The following is a 23,637-nucleotide window of genomic DNA, read 5'->3' as shown; positions in this document are numbered from 1 at the left end:
CTTTCAGGACGGTTCTGTGTATGACCGGGAACCATGTGCCCCGCAGCGATTGGTGGAATTGCATAAATGAGAATCAAACGCATTGACGTTTATGTGCATTAAGCACTATAATGGAGATATTAACGGTGCAGGAGACGCGTTGGAGGTCTTATGGAGAAGCTATCGGGAAATGAAAACAGTAAGATATATATTATAGATGGTGATTACAGGATTGTCAGCTACAATGAGGAGCTGAAGAAGACATTTCCTGAACTGGCATGCGGACAGATCTGTTATGAGGTTCTGTGCAGCGAGGATGAACCCTGCAGAGAGTGCCCCCTGATTCGCAAAGTCAAGGACAACGCTATTTTCTATAATAAAAAAGTACAGAAATGGGTGGAAGTCAATTCCGGTACCATTGACTGGCCGGGAGCCGGTATCTGCAGCATGGTGCTGGCAAAGGAGATACATGAGGGAAATAAGAGTCTGTTCTTTAATCTGACAAGCCTTACCGCATACGATGAATTGTATGAGTTGAATATTACGCAGAATACATATAAAGTGCTGTACCAAATGGAGGGCAAATACCCTCCGGCGCCGCCCACAGGCAGTCTTACCCGGATGCTTGGTGATATGGCCGAACAACTGATCCACCCGGAGGACAGGAAGGGATATTACGAGTTCTGGAACTTACACAATATTATGCTGAGACTGGCAAAAGACTCCGCAGAAAACGTATTGAGGGGACAGTGCAGAAAGAAGATGCAGAACGGGGAATACTGCTGGGTCCTTCAGACGGTTGTGCCCCTTCGGTATGGCGCGGGCGGAGACAAGATCATTATGTGTTTTATCCAGGATATAAACACGCAGAAAACAAAGCAGATAAAACAAGAAAGGCAGAGCCTGATCCAGGAAAATTATTATGACAGTCTCACGGGGCTTTATAAGAAAAATATTTTCTTTGCCAGAGCCGAGGAGTTTTTGAAAGCCGAAAAAGAGAAGAAATACTGCTTGATGGCTGTTGATATAGAGCATTTTAAAATTTTCAATGAATGGTATGGACAGGAGGCCGGGGACCGGTTTCTTGTGAAAGTGGCAGGTTTTTTGAACAAGGCCCAGGAGAGCGAAAAAGGGATCGCCGGCTATGTGGGAGATGATGATTTTGTCATTATACTGCCTGATGACAGAAAGGCTATAAAGCGTCTGCAGGATGATATCCTCTTCTTCGTGAAGCAGTACGGAGGAAATGCGGGATTTCTTCCGGCCTATGGAATGTTTGAGATAACAGATAAGAATCTGTCGGTGAGCACAATGTATGACCGGGCGTCTATAGCACTTGAGTCCGTAAAAGGAAATTATGCAAAGCGCGTATCCTGGTATGACACGGCCATGATGCAGAGAATAGAGGAAAACCATATGCTTCTCTCGGAGGTGCAGAGAGCACTGACACACGGAGAGTTTGTATTCTACGCCCAGCCAAAATGCAATATGATGACAGGTAAGATCATAGGTCTGGAATCACTTGTCAGATGGATCCACCCTGAGAGGGGACTGGTGCCTCCAAACGAATTCATTCCCCTGCTGGAAAACAGCGGATTTATTGCGAACCTGGATATGTATGTCTGGGATAAAGTATGCAGCAGTGTGAGAAAATGGCTGGACAATGGCCACAGGGCAGTTCCAATCTCAGTGAATGTATCAAGGGTTGATATTTATACAGTTGACGTGGTGGACTGTTTCTGCGGCCTTGTGAAGAAATACAGACTGGATCCGTCACTCATAGAAATAGAGATCACAGAGAGCGCGTATGCGGAGAATTATAATATTATCAAAGGGACTGTGGAAAAACTGAGAAAATCAGGTTTTACGGTCCTTATGGATGATTTCGGCAGCGGATATTCCTCTCTTAATATGCTTAAGGATGTCAATGTGGATATTCTTAAAATAGATATGAAGTTTCTGGATATGAGTGATGAGAGTGCAGACCGGGGCGTAGGTATTCTGGAGGCCATAGCAAGTATGGCGCGCCTTATGGGGATCCGTGTGATCGCAGAAGGGGTTGAGACAAAAGAGCAGGTGGAGTTTCTCCTGGATATGGGATGTATTTATGCCCAGGGTTATTATTTTTACAAACCCATGCCTGTGGAGGTTTTTGAGCCGCTCCTCATAGATGCGGACAAGGTGGATTTCAGGGGGATCAAGGCCAGGGAGATTGAGCGGTTCCGCATTAAGGACATGTTCAGAAAGAATGTATTCAGCGAAACTATGATGAATAATATCCTGGGCGGTATTGCGTTTTACGATGTGTACAAGGATGAGGTAGAACTTATCCGTGTCAATGAACAGTATTACAGGATCACAGAGACAGACCCTGTGGAGCTGGAAGAAAATAAAATGCGCATTTTCCGGTATATTTATGAGAATGACAGGAGTGTAATGCTGGGTATATTCCGGGAAGCGTTTGAGAAGCAGGTGGCAGGAGCCAGTGGTGTGATCAGGCGTCTGAAAGGGAATGGAAAAACCATTTGGATGCATATCCATGTGTTTTTCCTGAAGGAGCAGGACGGACACAGAATCTACTATGGGGCAGTCAGCGATGTGACAGTACAGAAAGAGAGGGAAGCCATGCTGGAGTCATCCCAGAGGGCACTCTCGGCTGTTGTGCATGTCTCGGAGAATGATGCGTCTTTTATGAAACTAACGGAGGAAAACAGGAAGACCGCAGCCACTATTTTTGCCCAGATGTCGCCGGGCGGAATGATTGGGGGATACTGTGAGGAAGGCTTTCCCCTTTATTTTGCCAATTATGAGATGATCCGTCTGCTGGGGTATGAAAGTTATGAAGAACTCAGCACAGCCATTGGAGGAATGGTGGTAAATACCATCCACCCCGATGACCGGGAGCGTGTGGCAAATGATATTGGTGAGTATTATCCCGGTGTAGAATATACCACAACGTACCGTATGCCGAAGAAGGATGGCACCTGGTTCTGGACTTTGGATAAGGGAAAGATCATCCGCGCAGAGGATGGAAGGATCGCGATCGTCAGCGCGTGTACCGATATATCAGAGACTATGATGGTGCAGCAGCAGCTGGCAGAACGGAATTCCATGCTGCTCAGTCAGAACCAGGAGCTGAAATTCCTGAATTATGACATGCCCGGAGGATATCACCGGTGCGCGGATACGCCGGAATATGATTTTCTGTATATCAGTGATAAATTCCTGGAAATGTTCGGCTATACACGAGGTGAGATACAGGAGCTGTTTCAGAATAAATTTATGAGGATGGTACATCCAAAGGACAGACACCTGGTCAGCGACGGTGTTGACTGTCTGAGCAGCAGCGCAAAGACTCATAATCTGGAATACAGGATTTTGGGTAAACATGGGTATGTATGGGTCATTGACCAGAGTAAGCATATGAATTTTCATGGTACCTCATTCTTTCAGGGAGTGGTCATAGACGTGACGGAGACTGTTGAACTGAGGAACAAAATGCGGATGCTTATGGAAAATTCTTCGGACAATGTGGTGCTGATCAACTATAAGGATGGAAATTTTAAGTATGAAATCCTGGGAGACGGACTTTTCCGGGAACTGGGATATACAAAAGAAGAATATGAAGAGCCGTGGAATATGGGCCAGGAGCTGCAGATCACCAGACAAAAACTGGCAGAGGCCGTCAGGTGCGGGAGAAATTACCAGGACACCATACAAGTCAAAATGCCGGATAATATGGAAATATGGCTCAGTGTGGATGGCAGATTCATAAGAGAAGATGAGGATGGCGTGCTGTATTTCTGTATTTACAGGGATGTGACGTCTATAAAGAAAAAGGAACAGGAGCTGTGGCTTATAAGGAAAGAGATCGAGAGTATGCTGCGGTTGGCGGACATCAACGGATGGGAGTGGGATATTCCCCGTAATCTGCTTACCGTGTCGGATATACAGCATTTAAAATCCGGGAGAAAACAGGACACCTCCCGTTTGATCAGTAATTTTCCGTACTGTTTTCTGGATAAAGCACGTGTTCCGGAGGAATACAGGGATTATTTCATAAATGCCATCAAAGAGCTGTGCAGCACTGCATCCGACACAGGTGTGGAGTGTGTGTTTCCGCTGATAAAGGCAGATGGGGCGGTCATGTGGATCAAGGCAGCAGGTGAATCCATCTGTGACAAGGAGGGAATTCCCATAAAAGCGGTGGGGTACTACCTGGATGTCACAGAACAGAAGAACCAGGAGCTGCGTCTTATTAAAATTGCCGAGGTGGATGCCCTCACCGGGCTGTTTAACCGCCAGACAGCAATACCGCGGATCAAGAGATACCTGGCAGAAATGGAGGACAAAGAGGAATCCGCAGCCATCATTATGTTTGATCTGGACAACTTTAAACTGGCCAATGACGTGTTCGGCCATGCATACGGAGATGAGATGATCTCCCGGAATGCCAGGAAACTGAAAAGCTTTTTCAGGAGTGATGATATCTTATGCCGCATAGGAGGCGATGAATTCCTTATATTTTGTAAGCGCATCAAAGATAAGGATGTACACGTAAAGCTTGAAAAAGTAGTGAAAAGTATGATCACGGTCCGCAGTGACGGGGAGCACGAGATCGTATTTTCTGTGTCAGCAGGATACGTTATGATACCGGAACAGGGCAGGGAGTTCGATGAACTTTACAGAAAGGCTGATGTTGCGCTTTTCAATGCGAAAATGAATGGGAAGGGTTCCTTCAGAAAATTTGAAAGTAAGATGAAGGAAATCAGATATGAGCTGGCAAAAGACAAGTAGTCTTTGCTGAATGACAGGTATCACTTATGGTACCTGTCATTTCTGATTCATGAAAGGATAGGAGCACGGATTGGAGGAGACGATGAAAAGAGATAAGGGGAAAGTTCTCGGTAAGGCAAGGATCTCTGTAAAGCTGGCATTTCTGTATATGGCGCTGCTTTTGGTATCATGGAGTATTATATTTTTCATATTTTACCGGGTCAGTGATAAAAATGCCATGGATTCCGCCCAGGCGCTTTCGGCTCAGACCCTGAATACAGTCAGCAAAAATATTTCAACCCTCATAGATAACACGGCGTATTATTCCAGGATCATATTGTCCAGCAGCGACATTACAAAGGCGCTGGAGATAAAGGATGAAAAAATGCAGAAGGAAAGCCTGCATCAGTTTACCTCACTTGTGGATACAGAGACGCATATCAATGGTATTTATATGTGGGATATGGACAGCCACGGCTGCAGTATTGATAAAAACCATGTGAGGACACTGCGCACGGAAGAGATCAGAGAGACAAACTGGTATGAGGAAGTCAGGGAACTGGCGGGGTCCTACTGCTTAAAATTAAATGCGGACCGGGTCCTGACACAAAGCAGGGCGGAGACCACGGTGTCCCTTATCCGGGTGATCAATAACCCTACCGATTACAGACCTGTGGGGATTTTAATGATCAATATGGATCTGAATGCTTTTACGGACAGCTACAGCGGTCTGGATGAAAAAAGTGTGCCTGTTATATATGTTCTGGACGATACGGGAAAGATCGTCACATCACAGGCAGAGATGCCCCTCCCTAAGGTAAAAGAGTCACTGAAAAGTCATAAGAACAGCAGCAGATTGTATCTGGCGCAGCAGGATATAGACCATATAAGCTGGAAGGTGCTGGTAGGGGTGCAGATAGAGAACGGATTGGAACAGTCAGGGATTGGCGGCATCATCTTTGCAATGGCTATGATATTCCTGGCTTTGTTCTGCGGCACCGGCTACTTTATCATGAAGCGTTATGTGGCAGACCCTCTGGAGGAGATGGCAGGCTCGATGAACCGTATGAGCGGAAGAAAGTTTGAAAAAATCAGAGTTCGTGAAAACCGGCACCGGTCTTTCGGAGAGATGGAGATTCTGGAAAGCACTTACAACGAAATGGTGGATGAGATCGACGCCCTGATCGAGAAAGTCTATGAGGAAGAAAAAATAAAGAGAAAGGCAGAGCTGAATGCACTGCAGGAACAGATGAAACCGCATTTTCTCTATAATACCATTGACGCCATGAGCTATCTTGCACTGAGCGGGAAAAATGAGGAGGTTTATGATGCTCTTGAGGCTTTTGGCAGTTATTACAGGATACTGCTGAGTAAGGGAAGAGAAATGATCTCCGTCAGGGAGGAGGCAGAGATGGTAAAGGACTATCTGGAACTGCAGAAGTTAAGGTATGGGGATTCCCTGCATTATGTGCTCAATGTAGAACCGGAGATACAGGGGACATTTATCTTAAAGATGGTGCTGCAGCCACTGGTAGAGAATTCCGTAAACCACGGAATACGCCATAAGGAAACGCCGGGTGTGGTGTATGTGGAAGGAGTGGAGGAAGACGGGTACCTGAAATTTACGGTTGAGGATGACGGTGTAGGCATGGAGGAAGATAAAATAAGGGAATTGAACAGAGAGAATATAAGCACGAACGAAAAGAGTTTTGGCCTGAGGGGTACCATAGAGCGAATGCGGATCTTTTACGGATCAGATATTGATTATACCATCAATAGTAAAAAGGGAAGAGGGACGACCATTGTGCTGCGGGTACCGGTTTGCTATGAAGGAGATGAGGGACATGATTAAAGTAATGCTTGTGGAGGATGAAGTAGGTACCAGAAATCTGCTCAGGATCATTGTGAACTGGGAAGAGTTTCATATGAAGATCGTGGGTGAGGCACAAAACGGCAGGGAGGCGCTGTTTCGTATGCAGGAGGAGATGCCGGACCTGGTAGTTACAGATATTAAAATGCCTATCATGGATGGGATTGCCCTGGCGGAGGAGATAATGGAAAAGTATCCGGCGGTAAAGGTGATCATTGTCACCGCGTATGATGATTTCAAATATGCGCAGAAGGCCCTTCGTGCCGGTGCAGTGGATTTTATCCTGAAGCCTTTAAAGCGTCAGGAGGTGAAGGATGCGCTTCTGCGGGTGGGCAGGCAGATTGAGACCGTGGAGGAGGGCGCAAAGGATGTGATTGACCAGATACGGGATTACATGGAGGAAAATTACGCGCAGAGCAGCCTCTCACTTTCCAAGGTGGCGGAGAAATATTATTTAAATTCCAGTTATCTGAGCCGTACATTCAGAAAAAAGACGGGGGTCCCGTTTGTGGAGTATTTAAATAAGATCCGAATCAAACACGCCTGTGATTATCTCAAGTCAGGCAATTGGAAGGTATATGAGATTGCAGAGAAGGTGGGGATTCCGAATCCGGACTATTTTGGACGGTGTTTTCGGAAATATATGGGAATATCAGTCAATGATTATAAAAAAAGTAAAATATGTGAGGATTGATGTAAAAATACTGTGTTCAAAGTGATGGGGGATATCCTCTATACTATAACTGTAGCAAGAGATAAGGCATAAAAAGCTATAGTAAGTTAAGGGAGGAAAAGAGAATGAGAAGGAAAATCGCAATGTTTTTATGTGCAAGTATGGCAATGGGTCTGCTGGCAGGCTGCGGCGGGGATGCAGGTGGAAGCGCATCGTCAGAGAGCAAAGGGGATAAGAGTACAGAGGCCTCAGACAAGGAGTCAGGGGAAAAAGTGAAACTGACGTTTTGGAAATCTCCCCATTCAGACCGTGAGGATGACATATGGGCAGGCATGATCCAGGACTTCAACAAAGAAAATCCCGACATTGAGGTAGAGTTTCTGAATGTGGCATGGGATTCCGTGGTTGAGAAAGAGACTGCAGCATTTTCAGCAGGGAGCGGCCCGGACATCAGCTTTCAGACAGAACAGTTCCCGTTGTATGCCAAGAATGGATATCTTCTTTCCCTGGATGATTATGCGGATGATGAGAAATTGGCCGGTTATCCGGAATCAGCCCTGGAGTATTGTTCCCAGGATGGAAAATTGATGGGTATACCCTTTGTGGCATTAAATTCAGTTATGTTTTATAACAAAGATATGTTTGAGGAGGCAGGCATCACCCAGGTTCCCACGACCTGGGAGGAACTGAGAGATACAGCTAAAAAGCTTACCCAGGATAAGGACGGCAATGGTGAGACTGACCAGTGGGGCATGATGTATGAGATGGATGATTACTGGCAGCCCCTGAGTTATATTATTCAGGCCGGAGCGGATATGTGGAACAAAAACCTGACAAATATCGGGTTTAATAATGACCAGGGTGTAGAGGGGTTAACTTTCTTTGACCAGCTTTACCATGAGGACCAGGTGGTTCTGCCCCTTGAAAAATATACGAACAGGGATGAGGAGCGGGCATATTTCTATAACGGACAGGTAGCCATGTTCCCGCAGCAGATCCACTATACCAATATCATCAAGGAGGCGTCGGACATTGATCTCGGGGCATTTGCGCTTCCACAGGGTCCGGCCGGTGATGAGGAGCACGCTAAGTGGAATTTTGCCAATATAGGAATGCTGTCAATCTCCAGCCAGACAAAATATCCGGATGAGGCATGGAAGTTTGTTGAGTTTATCACCAGGCCGGAAGTTGAAAAAATATATCTTTCTGAAGTAGGGTTCTTCTCCCCACAGCTTGCCACCAATGACATGATGTACGAGGGCGATGAGATCATGGCTGTAGCAGCGGAGGGAATCAAGAAATTACAGGTAAGCCCCGCTTCTGATTATGCCAATGCAATGCTTCAGAATCTGAAGATCATGTATGAAAATGTTGCGAGGGGTGAGAAGTCACCTGCAGACGCCATCCAGTCCATGTATGACTCTATGAAGGCAATCAGCGGAGAATAAGCGGTAAGGACTGTTAAGCAGTCCGTGAAAGGCCGGATAGAAAGAAGGGCTTTTGCAGTGGGGATGTATCTGCATTGCAAAAGTCCTTTGGTCATTTAGGAGGATGGTGTATTTATGAATAAGAGAAGACTCAAAGAATATGCGGTATCCTATAGCTTTTTACTGCCGTTTACGGTATTCTTTATTGTTTTTACCGTGGTACCTATAGGATACGTTTTTTATCTCAGCCTGCATGACGGAAATTTTCTGCAGGCACAATTTGACTGGGTGGGGCTGAAGAACTTTAAGGATGTGCTGCAGACACCGGACTTCCAGAATGCGTTTAAGAATACGTTCATCTATATGCTCATTGAAGTTCCGGTAAGTCAGTTTTTGGGGATCTTTTTTGCACTTTTGATCAAGAAAAAAACACGGCTCAGCCATGTGTGCGAAGTGATCTATTTTCTTCCCATGCTGATATCCATGGTCGTTGCCAGTGTTTTGATCTCCTATATTTTATCGAATAACGGACCTCTGAACCTGCTTTTCCAGGTATTAGGAATGAAGCCCATCAGTTGGCTCAACGGCAGATTCAGCGCGAAAATGGCAGTTATGATACTGGAGCTTTGGAAGGGAGGCACCTTTTTTATCTTTGTTTATATGTCGGCAATGCGTTCCCTTCCGGCGGACTGTCTGGAGTCCTCCAGGATTGACGGGGCAAATGTGATCCAGGAGACGATCTATGTGGTCCTGCCCCTTATCAGGAACGCCATTATTTTATGTGTCACTATGAACACAATCTGGCAGTTCCAGATATTTGAATCCGTATATATGCTGACAAACGGAGGACCTCTTGGCGCCACCCAGACTGTAATATATGAAATATACCAGTATAGCTTTAAGTATTACAGGGTCGGATTCGGGGCAGCAGCCTCACTCGTATTCCTTTTTGTGATCCTGCTCATATACGGACTGGAAAACCTGCTTCTGAGGGAAAAGGAACAGACAAAGAGAAGGGGGAAAGGGTATGAACAAATATAGAGTGAAGAAAAGATTTTTTTCCTTTCTGAAGGCATTTATGTTATTTCTGCTGGTAGTCATCATTGCTTTTCCTTTCTGGCAGCTCATTGTATCTTCCATGCTGGACACTAACGCGATCATCAGTTATCCGCCCAAATTCTGGCCCGGCGGCGGTTCCCTGGATAATTATACAGAGGTTCTGAAAATGCAGGGAGGGGCATATCTGCGGTGGATGGTGAACAGTATTTTTGTGGCGGGAAGTAATACGGTGCTGGTGGTTTTGGTGGCGTCCATGGCAGGATATGCCTTTGCAAAAAGACGGTTTCCTGGCTCTAAGGTCTTGTTTAACGTTGTGGTCGCCACCCAGATCATTCCCAGCGTGACGACCTTGATCCCTCTTTTTCTGATCGTTTCTAAACTGGGATGGGTGAATACATATAAGTCTCTGATCTTTCCCGGTGTGGCCAGTGCTTTTGGCGTTTATATGATGACACAGTTTATGAAGGATATTCCGGATTCGCTCTTAGAGGCAGCGAAAATAGATGGATGCAGCAATTACGGGACCTTTTTTAAGATTGTACTGCCCATAACGGTACCCCAGTTAAGTCTTCTGGCAATCTTTAACTTTACTCAGCAGTGGGGAAGTCTGACATGGCCGTTGATCACGGTAAATGAGACCATGATGAAAACACTTCCCCTGGGAATTGCCTCCATGAAGGACTTAAACGGAACTCTGACAGGAACCATAATGGCAGCATCTATGATAAGTTTTATCCCTCTGCTCCTTGCATTTATTTTTGCAAGTGATAAATTTATAGAAGGAATGACATTGGGAGCTGTGAAAGGATAGAGTGTATGAAGCGAATATTGTGTTATGGTGATTCTAATACCTGGGGGCATGATCCTGAACCGGAGGGGGAAAACTTCCGGTATGGAGATGATGTGAGATGGACCGGGGTCTTGCAGAAATGCCTGCTGGGAAAAGCAAAGATAATCGAGGAGGGACTCTGTGGTCGTACTATTATGTTTGACGACCCAACATCTCCGGACAGAAACGGGAGAAAGTTTCTGGGCTGCAGCCTGCAGAGCCATCAGCCTTTGGATCTGGTGATCCTTATGCTGGGGACAAACGATGTCCGGCACATTTTTACACCCAGTGTAAAGGAGATTGCAGCAGGTATGGCGAACCTTGTGAGAATGGTGCGGAATCCGGATACCTACTGGGTGGGCAAAAGACCGGAAGTATTGGTGATCATCCCGGCACCGGTGCGGGACGAAATTGCGGAATCTGATTTTTACGGTATGTACGATGAGGAGTCTGTGAGGAAAAGCAAGGCTCTTTATGCTGCTTATGAGGCTGCTTTGAAGGATATCGACGGCGTCCATCTGCTGGATGCCGACAAGACTGCAGAGGTTTCGGTAAAAGACTGTATCCATCTGACCCGGGAGGGACACAGGGACCTGGGAACGGCCGCAGCAAAATGTATTGAGGAGATACTGAAAATCTGAGTTTATTGAAGGACAGCATGGGTGATAGCAGGTGGAAAAACAGCAGAAGATTATTTTATTGGGGTTTTTGTTTCTATTGGCAGCGATCATACTACTCTGCTTACGGTTCTTTCCAAAGTTCGAGGAAAAGAGAAGCAGTGAGGAAGAGAACGTGATAGATCTGCAGCTGTGGTATCCATGGGAAAATGAGGGGGAGGCTTATAAGAAATCTTTTCTTGAGGCTGTGGAAGCGTATAACAGCGCCCATGATGAGGTACAGATTTGGGCAGAAGGAACAGAGATGGAGTTGTACAGGGAAAAACTGCCGTCCGCCATTGCGTCCAATGATACTCCGGATATTTATTTTTGTTTCGGAGACAGTTATCTGCAGGGGGCAGCGAGTTCAGGCAAACTGCTGAAGATGAATGAATATCTGTCTGAGGACATTGGCAGCAGGCTCCATGAGGATGCCGCAAAAGGCCTGGCTTATGAGGGCGGGATTTACGGCCTTGGGTTTTCTGAAAACATAGCAGTCCTGTTCATAAACATGGAAATGTTTGAATCGTACGGATGTCGGGTTCCATCGGACTGGGATGGTCTGCTGGAGGTGTGCCGGGCGTTTATCTCCAAAGGTATCACGCCTTTTGCCTGTTCAGGTGACACGGATACAGGCTTCAGGCTTTACCTGGAAAGCATATGTATAGGTACGGCCGGCGGTGACGTATGCGCAAGAGTGCTGCAGCAGGAGGGGACCGTGGAGGAGATGGCTGCGTTTGCAGATGGTGTGGGTAAGTTCTGCCGGCTCAGGGATATGGGGGCATTTGGAGATCCCCTGTTTCCGAGAAGTACGCAGGATGTGGAAAATGACTTTTATCTTAGCAAGATTCCCATGTATCTGGCAAAAAGTGATTTCGCCGGGAATATTATGCAGGAGAACAGTCCCCTCTATGGAAAGTTATCTGCAGTGCCGTTTCCCGGACTGCAGAATGCCGGGCAGGTTCTTGGAGGTATCAGCGATGCTTTTGTTGTGAACAAGGCAGCAGCATATCCCAGGGAGACCGTACAGGCTTTGGAGGAGATCCTGCAGGATTTTGCCCTCAGGTTATACGAGAGAGGGGCAGGGATTCCGGTGTGGGATACCGGCTGTGCGCAAAAGCCTGAGGCAGATATTTATTGGCAGATCCGAGAGATTGCGGATACGGCAGAAAACAGGATGCAGTATTGGGAATTTTATCTGGATAGGCGCAGAGCCGAGAGGTTTATGAAAAGCTCTGAGGAGCTGGGCGGGGGAAATATATCCCCGGAGCAGTTTGTTGAAGAATTGTGTACGGCAGGTTGAAAGATCAGCAGAAAAAGATCATGGCAGGCGGATTGAATAAGTCCGGCTGCCATTTCATATGCTTCCTTATACTCATGGAAGTATTTGGGCTGCATAGATATTGCTTTTTTCTTTCCGTAAGGCAGAGACTTTGTTATAATAAGTGGCAGAGGCAGTCAACTAATGGTTGAATTTTGAAAAAAGATTGAAAATCAACCGACGGTTGCTTGTAAATGTGCTCAGATTGCGGATATGCTGTTAGTATCTTAAAAAGACGACGCGCCGTTTTATCAGATAATCTTCGTACAATTGTGAGACTATTGGTCACAGTGTGGGAAAGCGATGGGTAGTGAACGATAACATAAAGTTACTTATAAATTAAAGGTAACAGTTCAGACAAGCTGAACCGTTACGCATCCAGCCATTAAAAATCGCTTCGCGATGGGCTGGATAAAGCTGGCACTACTTTTTCATACGGTCAGCGCAGTAAATGCGCAGACTTGTCTGAATTGTTACAATTAAAGTTACTTATAAATTTCTGAAACAGGAAAGCTGAATGGGTGAAAAGTATGGATGAGAATACAAATATGAAAACAGCAAATATCCGTCTTCCGGAATCATTTGGAGACAGGATTTCATTTTTAAGAAAGTTAAAAGGACTGACACAGGCGCAGCTTGCAGAGAAGCTGGGAATTTCGGCACAGGCGGTGAGTAAATGGGAAAGCGGTCTCTCCTGTCCGGATATTATGATGTTGGTTCCCCTGGCAGATATATTCAATGTCAGTACAGACATGCTGCTGGGAGGTGGTCAGCTCACCGGATGTGAAGTGACTCCGGGTCAGAATGCAGAAGCGGACCGGGAAAAGAGATTCCCGGGACAGACAGCTGCAGAGGAGAGAACGGAAGCTTCTAAAGGAATGCAGAACCAGGTTGGATTGGAATGGCAGGTTGGCGTTGAATGGCAGATCAAACCAGAAGAGGGCAGCAGGACGGGAGATGAAGAGACAGGCGAAGCCACTGGATATGGTAAAGCGGACAGCCAGGCAATGGCAGCAGATGCAGGAGTAGCTGATGGATATGGTAAAGAAGACGGCCAGGCAAGGGCAGCAGATGCAGGAGAAGCTGATAGATATGGTAAAGCAGACGGCCAGGCAGGGGCAGCAGATGCAGGAGTAGCCGACGGCTATGGTAAAGCGGACAGCCAGGCAGGCGCAGCAGATGCAGACGGAGCGCAGGTTCAGAGTAAAACAGAGGACCAGGCAAAAGCAGAGGAGTCCGCCAACTGGCAGAGCCGGACCGGACAGGGAACTCAGGCCGGACCATCTGATACAGAAGGCCAAAGAACACAGGAGAATGTAAATTGGGAAGCTGACAGAGCTGGGGAGAGCGGAACGCACCAGGATTCGTCCAACAGGAGGAAATGGGAGGAAGACTGGAAAAACGGTACCCTTGAAATCAGAAAGGTTTTCCGGGAGAATAATGTGATGATCCATTCCCTGCATATTGACATCGGCATGGCTGACGCCATTATCCGTGAGGGTGATGAGTTCGCCCTTGACCTATCCTGTTATCCCAACGGAGACTGCAGAGAAGAGGTAAGAGACGGGGTCTGGAAGATCAAAGACAGAGGATATAAGGACCTGTTTTTACTGAGCAACATCACAAATATATTTTCAGAACGAAAAATAATCATCATTATACCCAGAGGATATCATTTCAAGGATGTGAAAATAAAACTGGGTGCAGGTAAACTGGTGGGCAGAGGAATACTGACAGATTCCAGCAGCCTGGACCTGGGAGCCGGTGAGATCGTGCTGGCTGATTATTATAGTGGTGACGCCAAGATTAAATGCGGTATGGGAAAAGTGATGCTGGAAGGACAGATGCGGGGCAGATGCAAACTGGACTGCGGCATGGGTGAGATCGCAGCCAGCCTTGTGGCACCTTCCGAATATGGCTATAGAGTCAAAGTAGGTATGGGAGATGTCAGAGTCGGGGAAAACCGGTTGGGAGGCATGGGAGGTACTTATAAGGTGAACAACAACGCGGAGAACTTCTTTGATATCAACTGCGGAATGGGGGCAGTGAAGGTTTTATTTGATGAATGAGAATTAGGAAAATAGCATCAGCAATGCAGAAAAGCAGCGGGAACCCAATGATCCAATGGGGTCCCGCTTTATGAGATATAATTGAAAAAGGTGCTGAAAACTTGGGTTTTCAACACCTTTTTCAACGTTCCCGAGGTGATTCGAACACCCGACCTACCGCTTAGGAGGCGGTCGCTCTATCCAGCTGAGCTACGGAAACATAATATTTTCTTACGACCCTATAATTCTATACTACCTAAAGGAAAATGTCAAGACACCAGCTCTTTTTTTTCTGGCTTATTCTGAAGATTGGTAACAGTTCAGACAAGCTGAACCGTTACGCATCCAGCTATTAAAAATCGCTTCGCGATGGGCTGGATGCCTGCTGGCACTACTTCTTCATACGGTCAGCGCAGTAAATGCGCAGACCTGTCTGGACTGTTACGAAAATCGGTCGTAACAGTACATCTGCCGGAACTGTTGCCATTTATAAAAATAACTGCCAGTTATTGCACTCTATATTTGGGAAATATCGACAAAGTTTTCTTAATGTTTGTTAATATACTATTCATTGCAACAACGATTTGCTATAATAGTAGTACAGAAAGGGAATGGTTATTCACAAGCAAATAAAGAATGAAAGAGGTGAAAGATTATGAAGCGCAAAGTGAAAAGAATGCTGGCTATGTTTCTTACTTTTATAATGGTATTTTCCATGGGAACGGTATTTGTTTCCGCCGCCGAGGAGGGGGCCGGTAAGAGCACAGAGACAGCAGTAAAACCGGAACTGTCCAAGAAAACAGCGGACAGTGTGATCCTGAAGACAAAAGATGGATATGTGTATGGCATTCAGGAGAATGGAAGCACATGGAAATGGGCGGAAGATAAACAATATGATAAGACGGCAAAGACAGTATCATTTACAGGACTGAAAGCAGAGACGGAATATGTATTTGCCCAGAAGATGAAAGATGCGGAAACGGTACAGGATACCGATATACTGAAGGTAAAAACAGATGCTGCAGCAGTGCAGGCGGAGACTCCGAAACAGGAGGGAGCAAATATAGAAAGTCCCAAAGCTGAGGAGCCCCCAAAGGCAGATAAACCACAGGATGAAGGCATGAACACAGAGCAGCAAAAACCTCAGGAGACAGATCAGACAGAGGCTGGGGCAGAAGGCAATAAGGCAGATGTGCCGGCAGAAACCCCGAAGCCGGATGACAGCAAGAAACAGGAAGAGAACACAGAGGTAAGTACCCCGTCAGGTACGGATACCACGGATAAGACCCAAGGCACAGAGGCTGTTGATAAGAACACAGCAGGAGACGCGGTAACGGATGATAATAACGGCCAAAAGACAGATGAGGCTAAGAACGATGAACCGAAGGGTGAAGATACCAAGAGCGATGGATCTAAAACGGATGAATCCAAAACTGACGAATCCAAAAATGACGAATCCAAAAATGACGAATCCAAAACTGATGAGTCTAAAACCGATGAATCCAAAACCGATGCAGGGAAGGACAACGATTCAGGAAACCAGATAAATAACAAAAATACCACGCAGAAGGCCGAGACTCCAAAGTCGCCTCTGTATGACAAAGTGACTGACACAAGTGTTGTACTGAAGCCGGATGGCAATGTTGATTCGTATACTTACAGTTATAAGATGGTGTTAAAGGATAATAAAGCGAAGGCAGCAGATTTGACCAGTGATACCGGAGAATTTTCAAACCTGACACCGGATACGGATTACCTGGCTTATATTATGGTAAAAGGAAATGATCAAGCACAACCTCCGTATGCGGACAGTGACTGGAGCCAGCCGACAGAGATCCACACCTTAAAAGCAGCGGCAGAGAAACCGAAAGCAGCGCCTAAGCTGGCAGAGAAGACAGACACCATGATCAAGCTTGATACTTCAACTGCAGGTCTGGAGTACGGTGTATATCTGGATAACAGTAAGATCAGCTGGAACAGTGAAGGTGAATTCAAGGGATTGACAGCAGGCAAGGAATACAAATTTGTCACACGTGTCAAATTTGATGAGAAGGAGCAGATGGAAGGACCCATCAGTGACGTTTTGAAAGTCACCACCAAGAAGGCGGCTGCAGCAGCTCCTGAAGCTCCTGTATGCATTGGAAGAACGGAGAACAGCATTACACTCAGAGCTGTAAACGGACAGGAATATGCAATGCTTGAAAACGGAAATCCGGGTAAATGGCAGGACAGCGAAGTTTTCAGCGGATTGAAGGCAAACACAAGATACTCTTTTGTTACCAGAGTAAAATATAACCCCGACGAAGCAATGGAAAGCAAAGTAAGCGGCAGCTCTTCCGCAAAAACCATTATCGCGTTTGAAGGATCCGGTGTGACCGGCATTGAGGTAAATGGTGTCTATGATAAGAATGCTGTTGTAAACATTGCAGCCAATGGAAATGGTACAGACAATCAGAAACCGGAAGTACAGGATACCAGATGGGTTCCCGAGAGCTGGAAATGGGGAAGCTCTGCAAAAGGTACCTGGAAGAAAGCCCCGTACACGGCAAAACTCACCCTGAATAAGGCCGGTAAGATGGAACTTGAAGTTGTTTTCAGCCTGCAGGAGTATACAGAAAAAGGCTGGACAGCTATGACCGCTGAGAAAAAGACGATCACGGTACCGTTCAGTGTAAAGGAACAATATACCATTACAGCTTCCGCAGGGTCCAATGGCAAGATCTCTCCCTCCGGCAGCGTAAAGGTAATGGAAGGCAATGATGCAACATTTACATTTACTCCAAACAAGGGATATCAGATTTCCCAGGTGACAGTGGACGGTAAAGCCGTTTCAGTGAAAAACAACAAGTACACATTTGAAGACGTAAATGCCAACCACAAGATCTCTGTTACATTTAAGACTCTCACCAAGACAGTTCCGAAGACAGGAGATACTATGAATATGGCAGGTTATCTGATGCTGGCAGTTCTCTCCGCAGGTGCTGCGCTGGCAGTTGTGATCTCTGCAAAGAGAAAGAGAACGAACGGGAGATAACAGACAATAAGTAATATAAGGAGGCCCCGCCGGATATACCGTCCGGCGGGGCCTCCTTTTTAGATTGTGGTTTTTGTTTATTCTTCGGAGGAGGTATCCTGCAGGGCAAGGAAACCTTCTTCTCCTGTACGGATCTTTACTACATTTTCTATGTCGTATACAAATACTTTGCCGTCACCGATCTGTCCGGTATGAAGTATTGCTTTTGCTGTGTCAATCACCTTCTGTACAGGAACAAGGCTGACTACGATTTCAATCTTGACTTTCGGAAGCAGGTTCATATCCATTTCAACACCTCGGTAATAAGTGGTTGAACCTTTCTGGATTCCGCAGCCGAGTACATTTGTGATGGTGATACCCGTAACACCGATTTCATTCATGGCGTGCATAAATTCTTCCAGTTTGCTGCGCCGGGTAATAATAACAACTTTGGTAAGCTTGTGGACCATTGTGCCTTCTTTAGGTATATCCATGCAGGCCTCAGCGGGAGCCTGGGTGGCGGATGCGCCTTCTGCAGCAGGGGTATAGTTCTTTGTGGTTCCCATTACATGGGGGACCGTACTCATGGAATCCTGTGTGACAAAATCGGCGTAGCTGCTTGTAAGGCCGTGTTCTCTTACATCCAGTCCGGCTATTTCCTCGTCGGGGGAAACCCGGAGGCCAACGGTATGTTTGATTGCCTGGAATATGATGATCATAGTTACCACGACCCAGGCAGTTGTTGCAATGAAACCGATAAATTGAACACCAAACTGCTGGAAGCCGCCGCCTGTAAACAGACCTTTGGCTTCTGTACCTGCACCGTCTGAGAAAAGGCCTACGCAGAGGGTTCCCAGAGCGCCGCACATGCCATGTACTCCCACAGCACCTACTGGGTCATCAATCTTGCAGATCTTGTCAATAAACTCAATTCCAAATACCACTACAAACCCTGCCAGGATACCTATGATGGCAGCAGATATGGGAGAAACAGTATCACAACCGGCTGTGATAGCTACAAGTCCTGCGAGAGCACCGTTCAGGGACATGGAAACATCCGGTTTTTTATACAGTATCCAAGTGATACACATAACAGTGATAGTGGCCACCGCGGCAGCCAGATTGGTTGTGACAAATATTTTACCTGCGGATACGATGGCATCTCCTTCCATGGAAACCGTGGAACAGCCGTTGAATCCAAACCAGGCAAACCAGAGGATAAATACACCTAAGGCTCCTACGGTCAGGTTGTGTCCGGGAATTGCTCTTGATTTGCCGCTCTTGGAATATTTTCCGATACGGGGGCCAAGGATCTTGGCACCTACAAGGGCAGCGACACCGCCTACCATATGAACAGCGCAAGAACCTGCGAAATCATGGAATCCCATTTCAGCTAACCAGCCGCCGCCCCAAATCCAATGTCCCGATATGGGATATACCACAAGGCTGATGAGAAGGCTGTAGATACAGTAAGAGGAAAATTTTGTTCTCTCTGCCATAGCACCTGAGACTATGGTTGCAGAAGTTGCGCAGAAAACGGTCTGGAAGATCAGAAAAGCCCAGAACGGTACACCATCGGGAAGCATCCCCGCACCGTAATTGGGTTCGGAGGCAATACCGGCCACGGAACCAAAGAAGCCGTTGCCTGCACCAAACATGATTCCAAAACCAACCAGCCAGAAGGCAGGTGTTCCGATGCAGAAATCCATCAGGTTTTTCATGATAATATTGCCTGCATTTTTCGCCCGGGTAAAGCCAGTCTCCACCATGGCAAAGCCTGCCTGCATGAAGAAGACCATTGCGGCGCCTAAAAGCACCCAGATTGTGTTAACAGATGAAAAATCACTCATAAAATCTCTCCTTCCTTTTTCAAGATGAAACTCTCCACATTTTTTTAATGCACATTACAGACAAAAAGGGTGCGTACTTCAGAGTTATGGGAGACTCAAAAAATACGCACCTTTGCATAAAGAAAAATGTGATATATGTAATCGGAAAATGACTGCCGCCTGAAATGGCTGTACATCTCCGCAATTACTGTTGTGACAATAGAAATCTTGCAATGTGTGCAGCCTATTGTTTGTTATCCTCTGTGCCGCCTGTGATATCCATGGGATATTGGCCGTTAAAGCAGGCTTTGCAGAGAGGAAGGTGATCTGCCATAGACGAAAGATCCTCCAGCCTCATATAGCCCAGGGAATCAGCGCCGATCATGGCACAGATCTCTTCAGCCGTGTGGGAAGAAGCAATTAGCTGTTTGTTGGATGGAATATCCGTTCCAAAGTAACAAGGATACAGAAACGGCGGAGAACTGACACGGACATGAACGCTTTTAGCTCCGGCATTTTTCAGCATACGGATGAGGTTCGCCATGGTTGTTCCGCGGACGATGGAGTCGTCAACAAGTATGATCCGTTTTCCACGGACAACAGATTCTAAAACGTTTAGTTTAAGCCTTACGCTTGATTCACGTTCTTTTTGTGTCGGTTTGATAAAAGTTCTTCCCACATAGCTGTTTTTATAAAAGGCTAACGCAAATGGAATCCCTGACGCTTCCGAATAGCCTTTTGCTGCCGGAATCCCCGAGTCGGGAACACCGGTCACAAGATCTGCATCCGCAGGATAGGCTGCCGCAAGGGCGGCACCTGCGCGGATGCGGGCATCGTAGATGTTGACGCCGTCCAGGGTACTGTCCAGCCGTGCGAAATAGATGTACTCAAAAATGCAGTGAGCATGTGTCTTGTGGCATAGCTGGCAGTTGGAGGTGATGCCATCCGCTGTTATGGTGATGATCTCACCGGGGCGGATATCACGGATAAATTCTGCGCCGGTTGCTGAGAGGGCGCAGCTCTCGGAAGCAATGATATAAGAGGAATCACGTTTTCCAAGGCAGAGAGGTTTCAGGCCAAGAGGATCCCGGACGCCGATCAGTTTGCGCGGGCTGGCGATGACCAGCCCATAGGCTCCGCGTATCTTTTTTGCCGTATGCAGAATGGCTTCCTCTACATTGTGTGTGTTAACTCTCTCCCTGGCGATGTAGTAAGCGATCACTTCCGAATCCGTGGTTGTATGGAAGATTGCTCCGGTTTGTTCTAGCTCACACCTGAGGTCTTGCGTGTTCACCAGGTTCCCGTTATGGGCCAGAGCAAGTGTTCCCTTTATATAATTCAGAACCAGAGGCTGCGCGTTTGAAAGGGTGGCAGCCCCTGTAGTGGAATAACGAACGTGGCCGATGCCCAGATTGCCGTGAAGCCCCTCAAGAATTTCATCCTTGAAGACCTCACCGACCAGCCCCATCCCTTTGTATGCATTCATGTTGCCTTTGGGGCCTTTGGTATCGCACACGGCAATACCGCAGGATTCCTGGCCCCGGTGCTGTAAAGAACAGAGTCCATAATAGATGGATGACGCAGCATCTTCCCCGTTGGGATTAAAGATGCCGTATACCCCGCAGGCCTCTTTTATTTCCATAGCAGACTGTGATTCCATGGGGCCATCTCCTCAGACATAGAACAATAACCGGTCATAGGTTGGATAGGGAAGCAGTTCATCAGGAATTTTTGTCTCTGCTTCGTTAGCTGCAATTTTCAGTTCTTCCATGAGGGGAAGCACTTTTGTAAGGAATGATTCAGCTTGTTTCTGCATATCTGTGACGGATTCCGCTTCGGAGGTTGCACTCTTCAGTGCGGCTGTACCGGCGGTGATAGTATTGGATATTTCAGTCAGACCGCATACCAGGGCTTCCTCGGAATCAGTGGAAAGTCCGGGAATCAGGGCTTTTTTGTCAGCTGCCTGTTTCGCAGCGGAAGCTGCGTAGCTGTTGACTGCCGGGAGGAAATCTTTTATAAGCATTTCCTGCATGGTCTTGGACTCTATGGCAACTGTTTTAGAGTAGGTTTCCAGAAGAATCTCATAGCGGGAGTAGATTTCCTCCTTTGTAAATACGCCGTGTTTGATAAATAGATCCAGATTCTTCTCTGCAATAAAACGTGGAAGGGCTTCCGGTGTGGAGACCAGATTATAAAGGCCCCTTGCTGCCGCCTCTTTTACCCATTCTTCTGTGTATCCGTTGCCGTTGAAAATGACTTTTTTATGCTTTTTGATAGCGCGTTTGATCAATTCATGGACCGCATGTTCCATTTCCTCCGGCGCAGTGTCTTTCAATTCGTTATAGAACTGTGCTAATGCTTCCGCAACAGCGGTGTTCAGCACCATGTTAGGGTTAGCCACAGATGCAGCGGAACCCAGCATACGGAATTCAAACTTATTGCCGGTAAAGGCAAAGGGGGAAGTACGGTTTCTGTCGGTTGTGTCCTTGGTAAAGTGGGGCAGTACGTGTGCGCCCGTTTCCAGCTGTACCGGTTGAGCCTTTCCGAAGTAGGCGTCCTCCTCAATGGATTTCAGAACGCTTTCCAGCTCGTCGCCGATGAAGATGGAAACGATTGCCGGAGGCGCCTCGTTGCCGCCGAGACGATGGTCATTGCCGGCACTGGCAGCGGATACTCTCATTAGATCCGCGTAGTCATCCACCGCTTTGATAACGGCCATGAGAAATACCAGGAACTGTGTGTTCTCAGCAGGTGTTTTGCCCGGGTCCAACAGATTGGTGCCGGTGTTGGTGCACATGGACCAGTTGTTGTGCTTGCCGCTTCCATTGATACCGTCAAAGGGTTTTTCGTGGAGGAGGCAGACAAGGCCGTGTTTTTCCGCTGTCTTCTTCATGATTTCCATGGTGAGCTGGTTGTGGTCAACCGCTACATTGGCGGAGTCGAAGATGGGGGCCAGCTCGTGCTGGGCAGGCGCCACCTCGTTGTGTTTCGTCTTGGCGGGAATACCCAGTTTCCAGAGTTCTTCATCCAGGTCGTGCATATAGGCTGCGATTCTGGGCTTCAGAGCACCAAAGTAGTGGTCTTCCATTTCCTGGCCTTTGGGGGCAGATGCTCCAAAAAGGGTTCTGCCTGTGAAGATAAGGTCGCGTCTTTTTTCGTAGAGCTCTTTTGGGACAAGGAAGTATTCCTGCTCCGGGCCAACGGTGGTGGACACGCTTGAAACCTCTTTGCTGCCCAGAAGATGAAGCATTTTAACGGCTTCTTTATTCAGTGTTTCCATAGAACGGAGGAGCGGCGTTTTTTTATCCAATGCTTCTCCGCTGAAGGAGCAGAAGGCTGTTGGTATGTAAAGGGTGTTGTCCTTGATAAATGCCGGTGATGTAGGATCCCAGTTCGTATAACCTCTTGCTTCAAAGGTGGCGCGCAGACCGCCGGATGGAAAGCTGGACGCATCAGGTTCTCCTTTTACCAGTTCTTTGCCGGAGAATTCCATGATGATCTCACCGCTGCCGTTGGGTGAGATGAAGCTGTCGTGTTTCTCTGCGGTGTATCCGGTCATGGGCTGGAACCAATGGGTGAAGTGTGTGGCTCCGTTCTCTACGGCCCATTCTTTCATGGCTACAGCCACGGAATTGGCGACATCCAGTTCCAGGTGGGTTCCGTTTTGGATTGTCTTGTGAAGGGCTTTATAGACGTCCTTCGGGAGTTTGTTGCGCATCACTTTGTCACTGAAGACCAGACTTCCATATAGTGTGGGAATATCGTTTGACATATTCACAGCACTCCTTTCAAAATTTATTTGGGGTTTTGATTGGGCTGATAAAAAGCAAAACAAAAAAGGCACCTTGGATGGAGTCATCCAAAGCGCCTTTGCTTTATGGACTGTAGTATTGCACGGAAATGGGGAAATGTCAATAGGTTTTTTGAAAAATGTTCCGGGAGGGGACGGGGCCTTGTTTTTTTCGGTGTTCCCAGACGGGTAGAAAAAGGTTGGTAGAAAGTGGTATGTTTTTGTGGATTTTTACGGGATTGACAGGTTGGAGGGAGGAGGGTATAATCGGTTTATCTGGAGAGCAATTCATTTAATCTGCGGCAGGTCTGCCGAAAGTTCCGGAGTATATAAAACTGAATATGGACGGGTGAAATGGCGGGAATGA

The 23,637-nt window shown here is 46.9% G+C and carries 13 protein-coding genes and 1 tRNA gene; 10 read left to right on the top strand and 4 right to left on the bottom strand.

What is annotated here, in order from left to right; translation table 11 throughout:
* Nucleotides 1-150: 150 nt before the first annotated feature.
* The 9 genes from C6P39_RS09355 to C6P39_RS09315 all read left to right on the top strand — a co-directional run bounded on the left by C6P39_RS09355 (nt 151) and on the right by C6P39_RS09315 (nt 14,659).
* Nucleotides 151-4,776 (top strand): EAL domain-containing protein, encoded by a 4,626-nt coding sequence (locus tag C6P39_RS09355; RefSeq protein WP_104803590.1) that lies wholly within the window; start codon nt 151-153, stop codon nt 4,774-4,776.
* 82 nt (nt 4,777-4,858) lie between these two features.
* A complete protein-coding gene (locus C6P39_RS09350; RefSeq protein ID WP_104803589.1) occupies nt 4,859-6,607 on the top strand; it encodes a sensor histidine kinase in 1,749 nt (582 codons plus the stop codon).
* A complete protein-coding gene (locus C6P39_RS09345; RefSeq protein ID WP_065543913.1) occupies nt 6,600-7,319 on the top strand; it encodes a response regulator transcription factor in 720 nt (239 codons plus the stop codon). Before C6P39_RS09350 ends, C6P39_RS09345 begins: the two co-directional genes overlap by 8 nt.
* A gap of 104 nt (nt 7,320-7,423) precedes the next feature.
* A complete protein-coding gene (locus C6P39_RS09340) occupies nt 7,424-8,746 on the top strand; it encodes an ABC transporter substrate-binding protein (RefSeq protein WP_104803588.1) in 1,323 nt (440 codons plus the stop codon).
* A gap of 114 nt (nt 8,747-8,860) precedes the next feature.
* Nucleotides 8,861-9,766, top strand: coding sequence for a carbohydrate ABC transporter permease (locus C6P39_RS09335; RefSeq protein ID WP_104803587.1), 906 nt, complete (start codon nt 8,861-8,863; stop codon nt 9,764-9,766).
* A complete protein-coding gene (locus C6P39_RS09330; RefSeq protein ID WP_095174389.1) occupies nt 9,753-10,595 on the top strand; it encodes a carbohydrate ABC transporter permease in 843 nt (280 codons plus the stop codon). Before C6P39_RS09335 ends, C6P39_RS09330 begins: the two co-directional genes overlap by 14 nt.
* Nucleotides 10,596-10,600: 5 nt before the next feature.
* Nucleotides 10,601-11,254: a GDSL-type esterase/lipase family protein gene (locus C6P39_RS09325; protein WP_104803586.1), complete on the top strand. Its 654-nt coding sequence runs from the start codon at nt 10,601-10,603 to the stop codon at nt 11,252-11,254.
* Nucleotides 11,255-11,285: 31 nt separating this feature from the next.
* Nucleotides 11,286-12,572 carry an ABC transporter substrate-binding protein gene (locus C6P39_RS09320; RefSeq protein ID WP_104803585.1) on the top strand — a complete coding sequence of 429 codons (1,287 nt, stop codon included), beginning with the start codon at nt 11,286-11,288 and terminating at the stop codon, nt 12,570-12,572.
* 566 nt (nt 12,573-13,138) lie between these two features.
* Entirely contained in the window at nt 13,139-14,659 is a 1,521-nt protein-coding gene (locus tag C6P39_RS09315; RefSeq protein ID WP_104805893.1) for a helix-turn-helix domain-containing protein, read from the top strand.
* A gap of 125 nt (nt 14,660-14,784) precedes the next feature.
* Here the strand turns inward: C6P39_RS09315 and C6P39_RS09310 are convergent.
* Nucleotides 14,785-14,858: transfer RNA gene (locus C6P39_RS09310), tRNA-Arg, on the bottom strand.
* Between the two features lie 435 nt (nt 14,859-15,293).
* Between C6P39_RS09310 and C6P39_RS09305 the strand changes: the two genes are divergently transcribed.
* The gene (locus tag C6P39_RS09305) at nt 15,294-17,672 is read left to right on the top strand and encodes an InlB B-repeat-containing protein (RefSeq protein ID WP_104803584.1); all 2,379 of its coding nucleotides are present in this window, start codon (nt 15,294-15,296) and stop codon (nt 17,670-17,672) included.
* A gap of 77 nt (nt 17,673-17,749) precedes the next feature.
* Here the strand turns inward: C6P39_RS09305 and C6P39_RS09300 are convergent, their stop codons facing one another.
* From C6P39_RS09300 to C6P39_RS09290, 3 genes are all read right to left on the bottom strand, one after another.
* Nucleotides 17,750-19,501, bottom strand: a complete 1,752-nt coding sequence (locus C6P39_RS09300; RefSeq protein ID WP_104803583.1) for an ammonium transporter — start codon at nt 19,499-19,501, stop codon at nt 17,750-17,752.
* A 223-nt stretch (nt 19,502-19,724) separates the two neighbouring features.
* Nucleotides 19,725-21,140, bottom strand: coding sequence for an amidophosphoribosyltransferase (purF, locus tag C6P39_RS09295; protein WP_104803582.1), 1,416 nt, complete (start codon nt 21,138-21,140; stop codon nt 19,725-19,727).
* A gap of 12 nt (nt 21,141-21,152) precedes the next feature.
* On the bottom strand, nt 21,153-23,252 hold the full coding sequence (locus tag C6P39_RS09290) for a glutamine synthetase III family protein (protein WP_104803581.1): 2,100 nt from the start codon (nt 23,250-23,252) through the stop codon (nt 21,153-21,155).
* Between the last annotated feature and the right edge of the window lie 385 nt (nt 23,253-23,637).

This window comes from Blautia marasmi (assembly GCF_900258535.1).
GTDB lineage: Bacteria > Bacillota > Clostridia > Lachnospirales > Lachnospiraceae > Blautia > Blautia hominis.
This window is presented reverse-complemented; position numbering and strand designations above follow the sequence as displayed.

What these genes read in the sequence shown, in the direction of transcription:
- C6P39_RS09355 (WP_104803590.1), top strand. Translation starts at nt 151, where the DNA reads ATGGAGAAGCTATCGGGAAATGAAAACAGTAAGATATATATTATAGAT.
- C6P39_RS09350 (WP_104803589.1), top strand. Translation starts at nt 4,859, where the DNA reads ATGAAAAGAGATAAGGGGAAAGTTCTCGGTAAGGCAAGGATCTCTGTA.
- C6P39_RS09345 (WP_065543913.1), top strand. Translation starts at nt 6,600, where the DNA reads ATGATTAAAGTAATGCTTGTGGAGGATGAAGTAGGTACCAGAAATCTG.
- C6P39_RS09340 (WP_104803588.1), top strand. Translation starts at nt 7,424, where the DNA reads ATGAGAAGGAAAATCGCAATGTTTTTATGTGCAAGTATGGCAATGGGT.
- C6P39_RS09335 (WP_104803587.1), top strand. Translation starts at nt 8,861, where the DNA reads ATGAATAAGAGAAGACTCAAAGAATATGCGGTATCCTATAGCTTTTTA.
- C6P39_RS09330 (WP_095174389.1), top strand. Translation starts at nt 9,753, where the DNA reads ATGAACAAATATAGAGTGAAGAAAAGATTTTTTTCCTTTCTGAAGGCA.
- C6P39_RS09325 (WP_104803586.1), top strand. Translation starts at nt 10,601, where the DNA reads ATGAAGCGAATATTGTGTTATGGTGATTCTAATACCTGGGGGCATGAT.
- C6P39_RS09315 (WP_104805893.1), top strand. Translation starts at nt 13,139, where the DNA reads ATGAAAACAGCAAATATCCGTCTTCCGGAATCATTTGGAGACAGGATT.
- C6P39_RS09305 (WP_104803584.1), top strand. Translation starts at nt 15,294, where the DNA reads ATGAAGCGCAAAGTGAAAAGAATGCTGGCTATGTTTCTTACTTTTATA.
- C6P39_RS09300 (WP_104803583.1), bottom strand. Translation starts at nt 19,501, where the DNA reads ATGAGTGATTTTTCATCTGTTAACACAATCTGGGTGCTTTTAGGCGCC.
- purF (WP_104803582.1), bottom strand. Translation starts at nt 21,140, where the DNA reads ATGGAATCACAGTCTGCTATGGAAATAAAAGAGGCCTGCGGGGTATAC.
- C6P39_RS09290 (WP_104803581.1), bottom strand. Translation starts at nt 23,252, where the DNA reads ATGTCAAACGATATTCCCACACTATATGGAAGTCTGGTCTTCAGTGAC.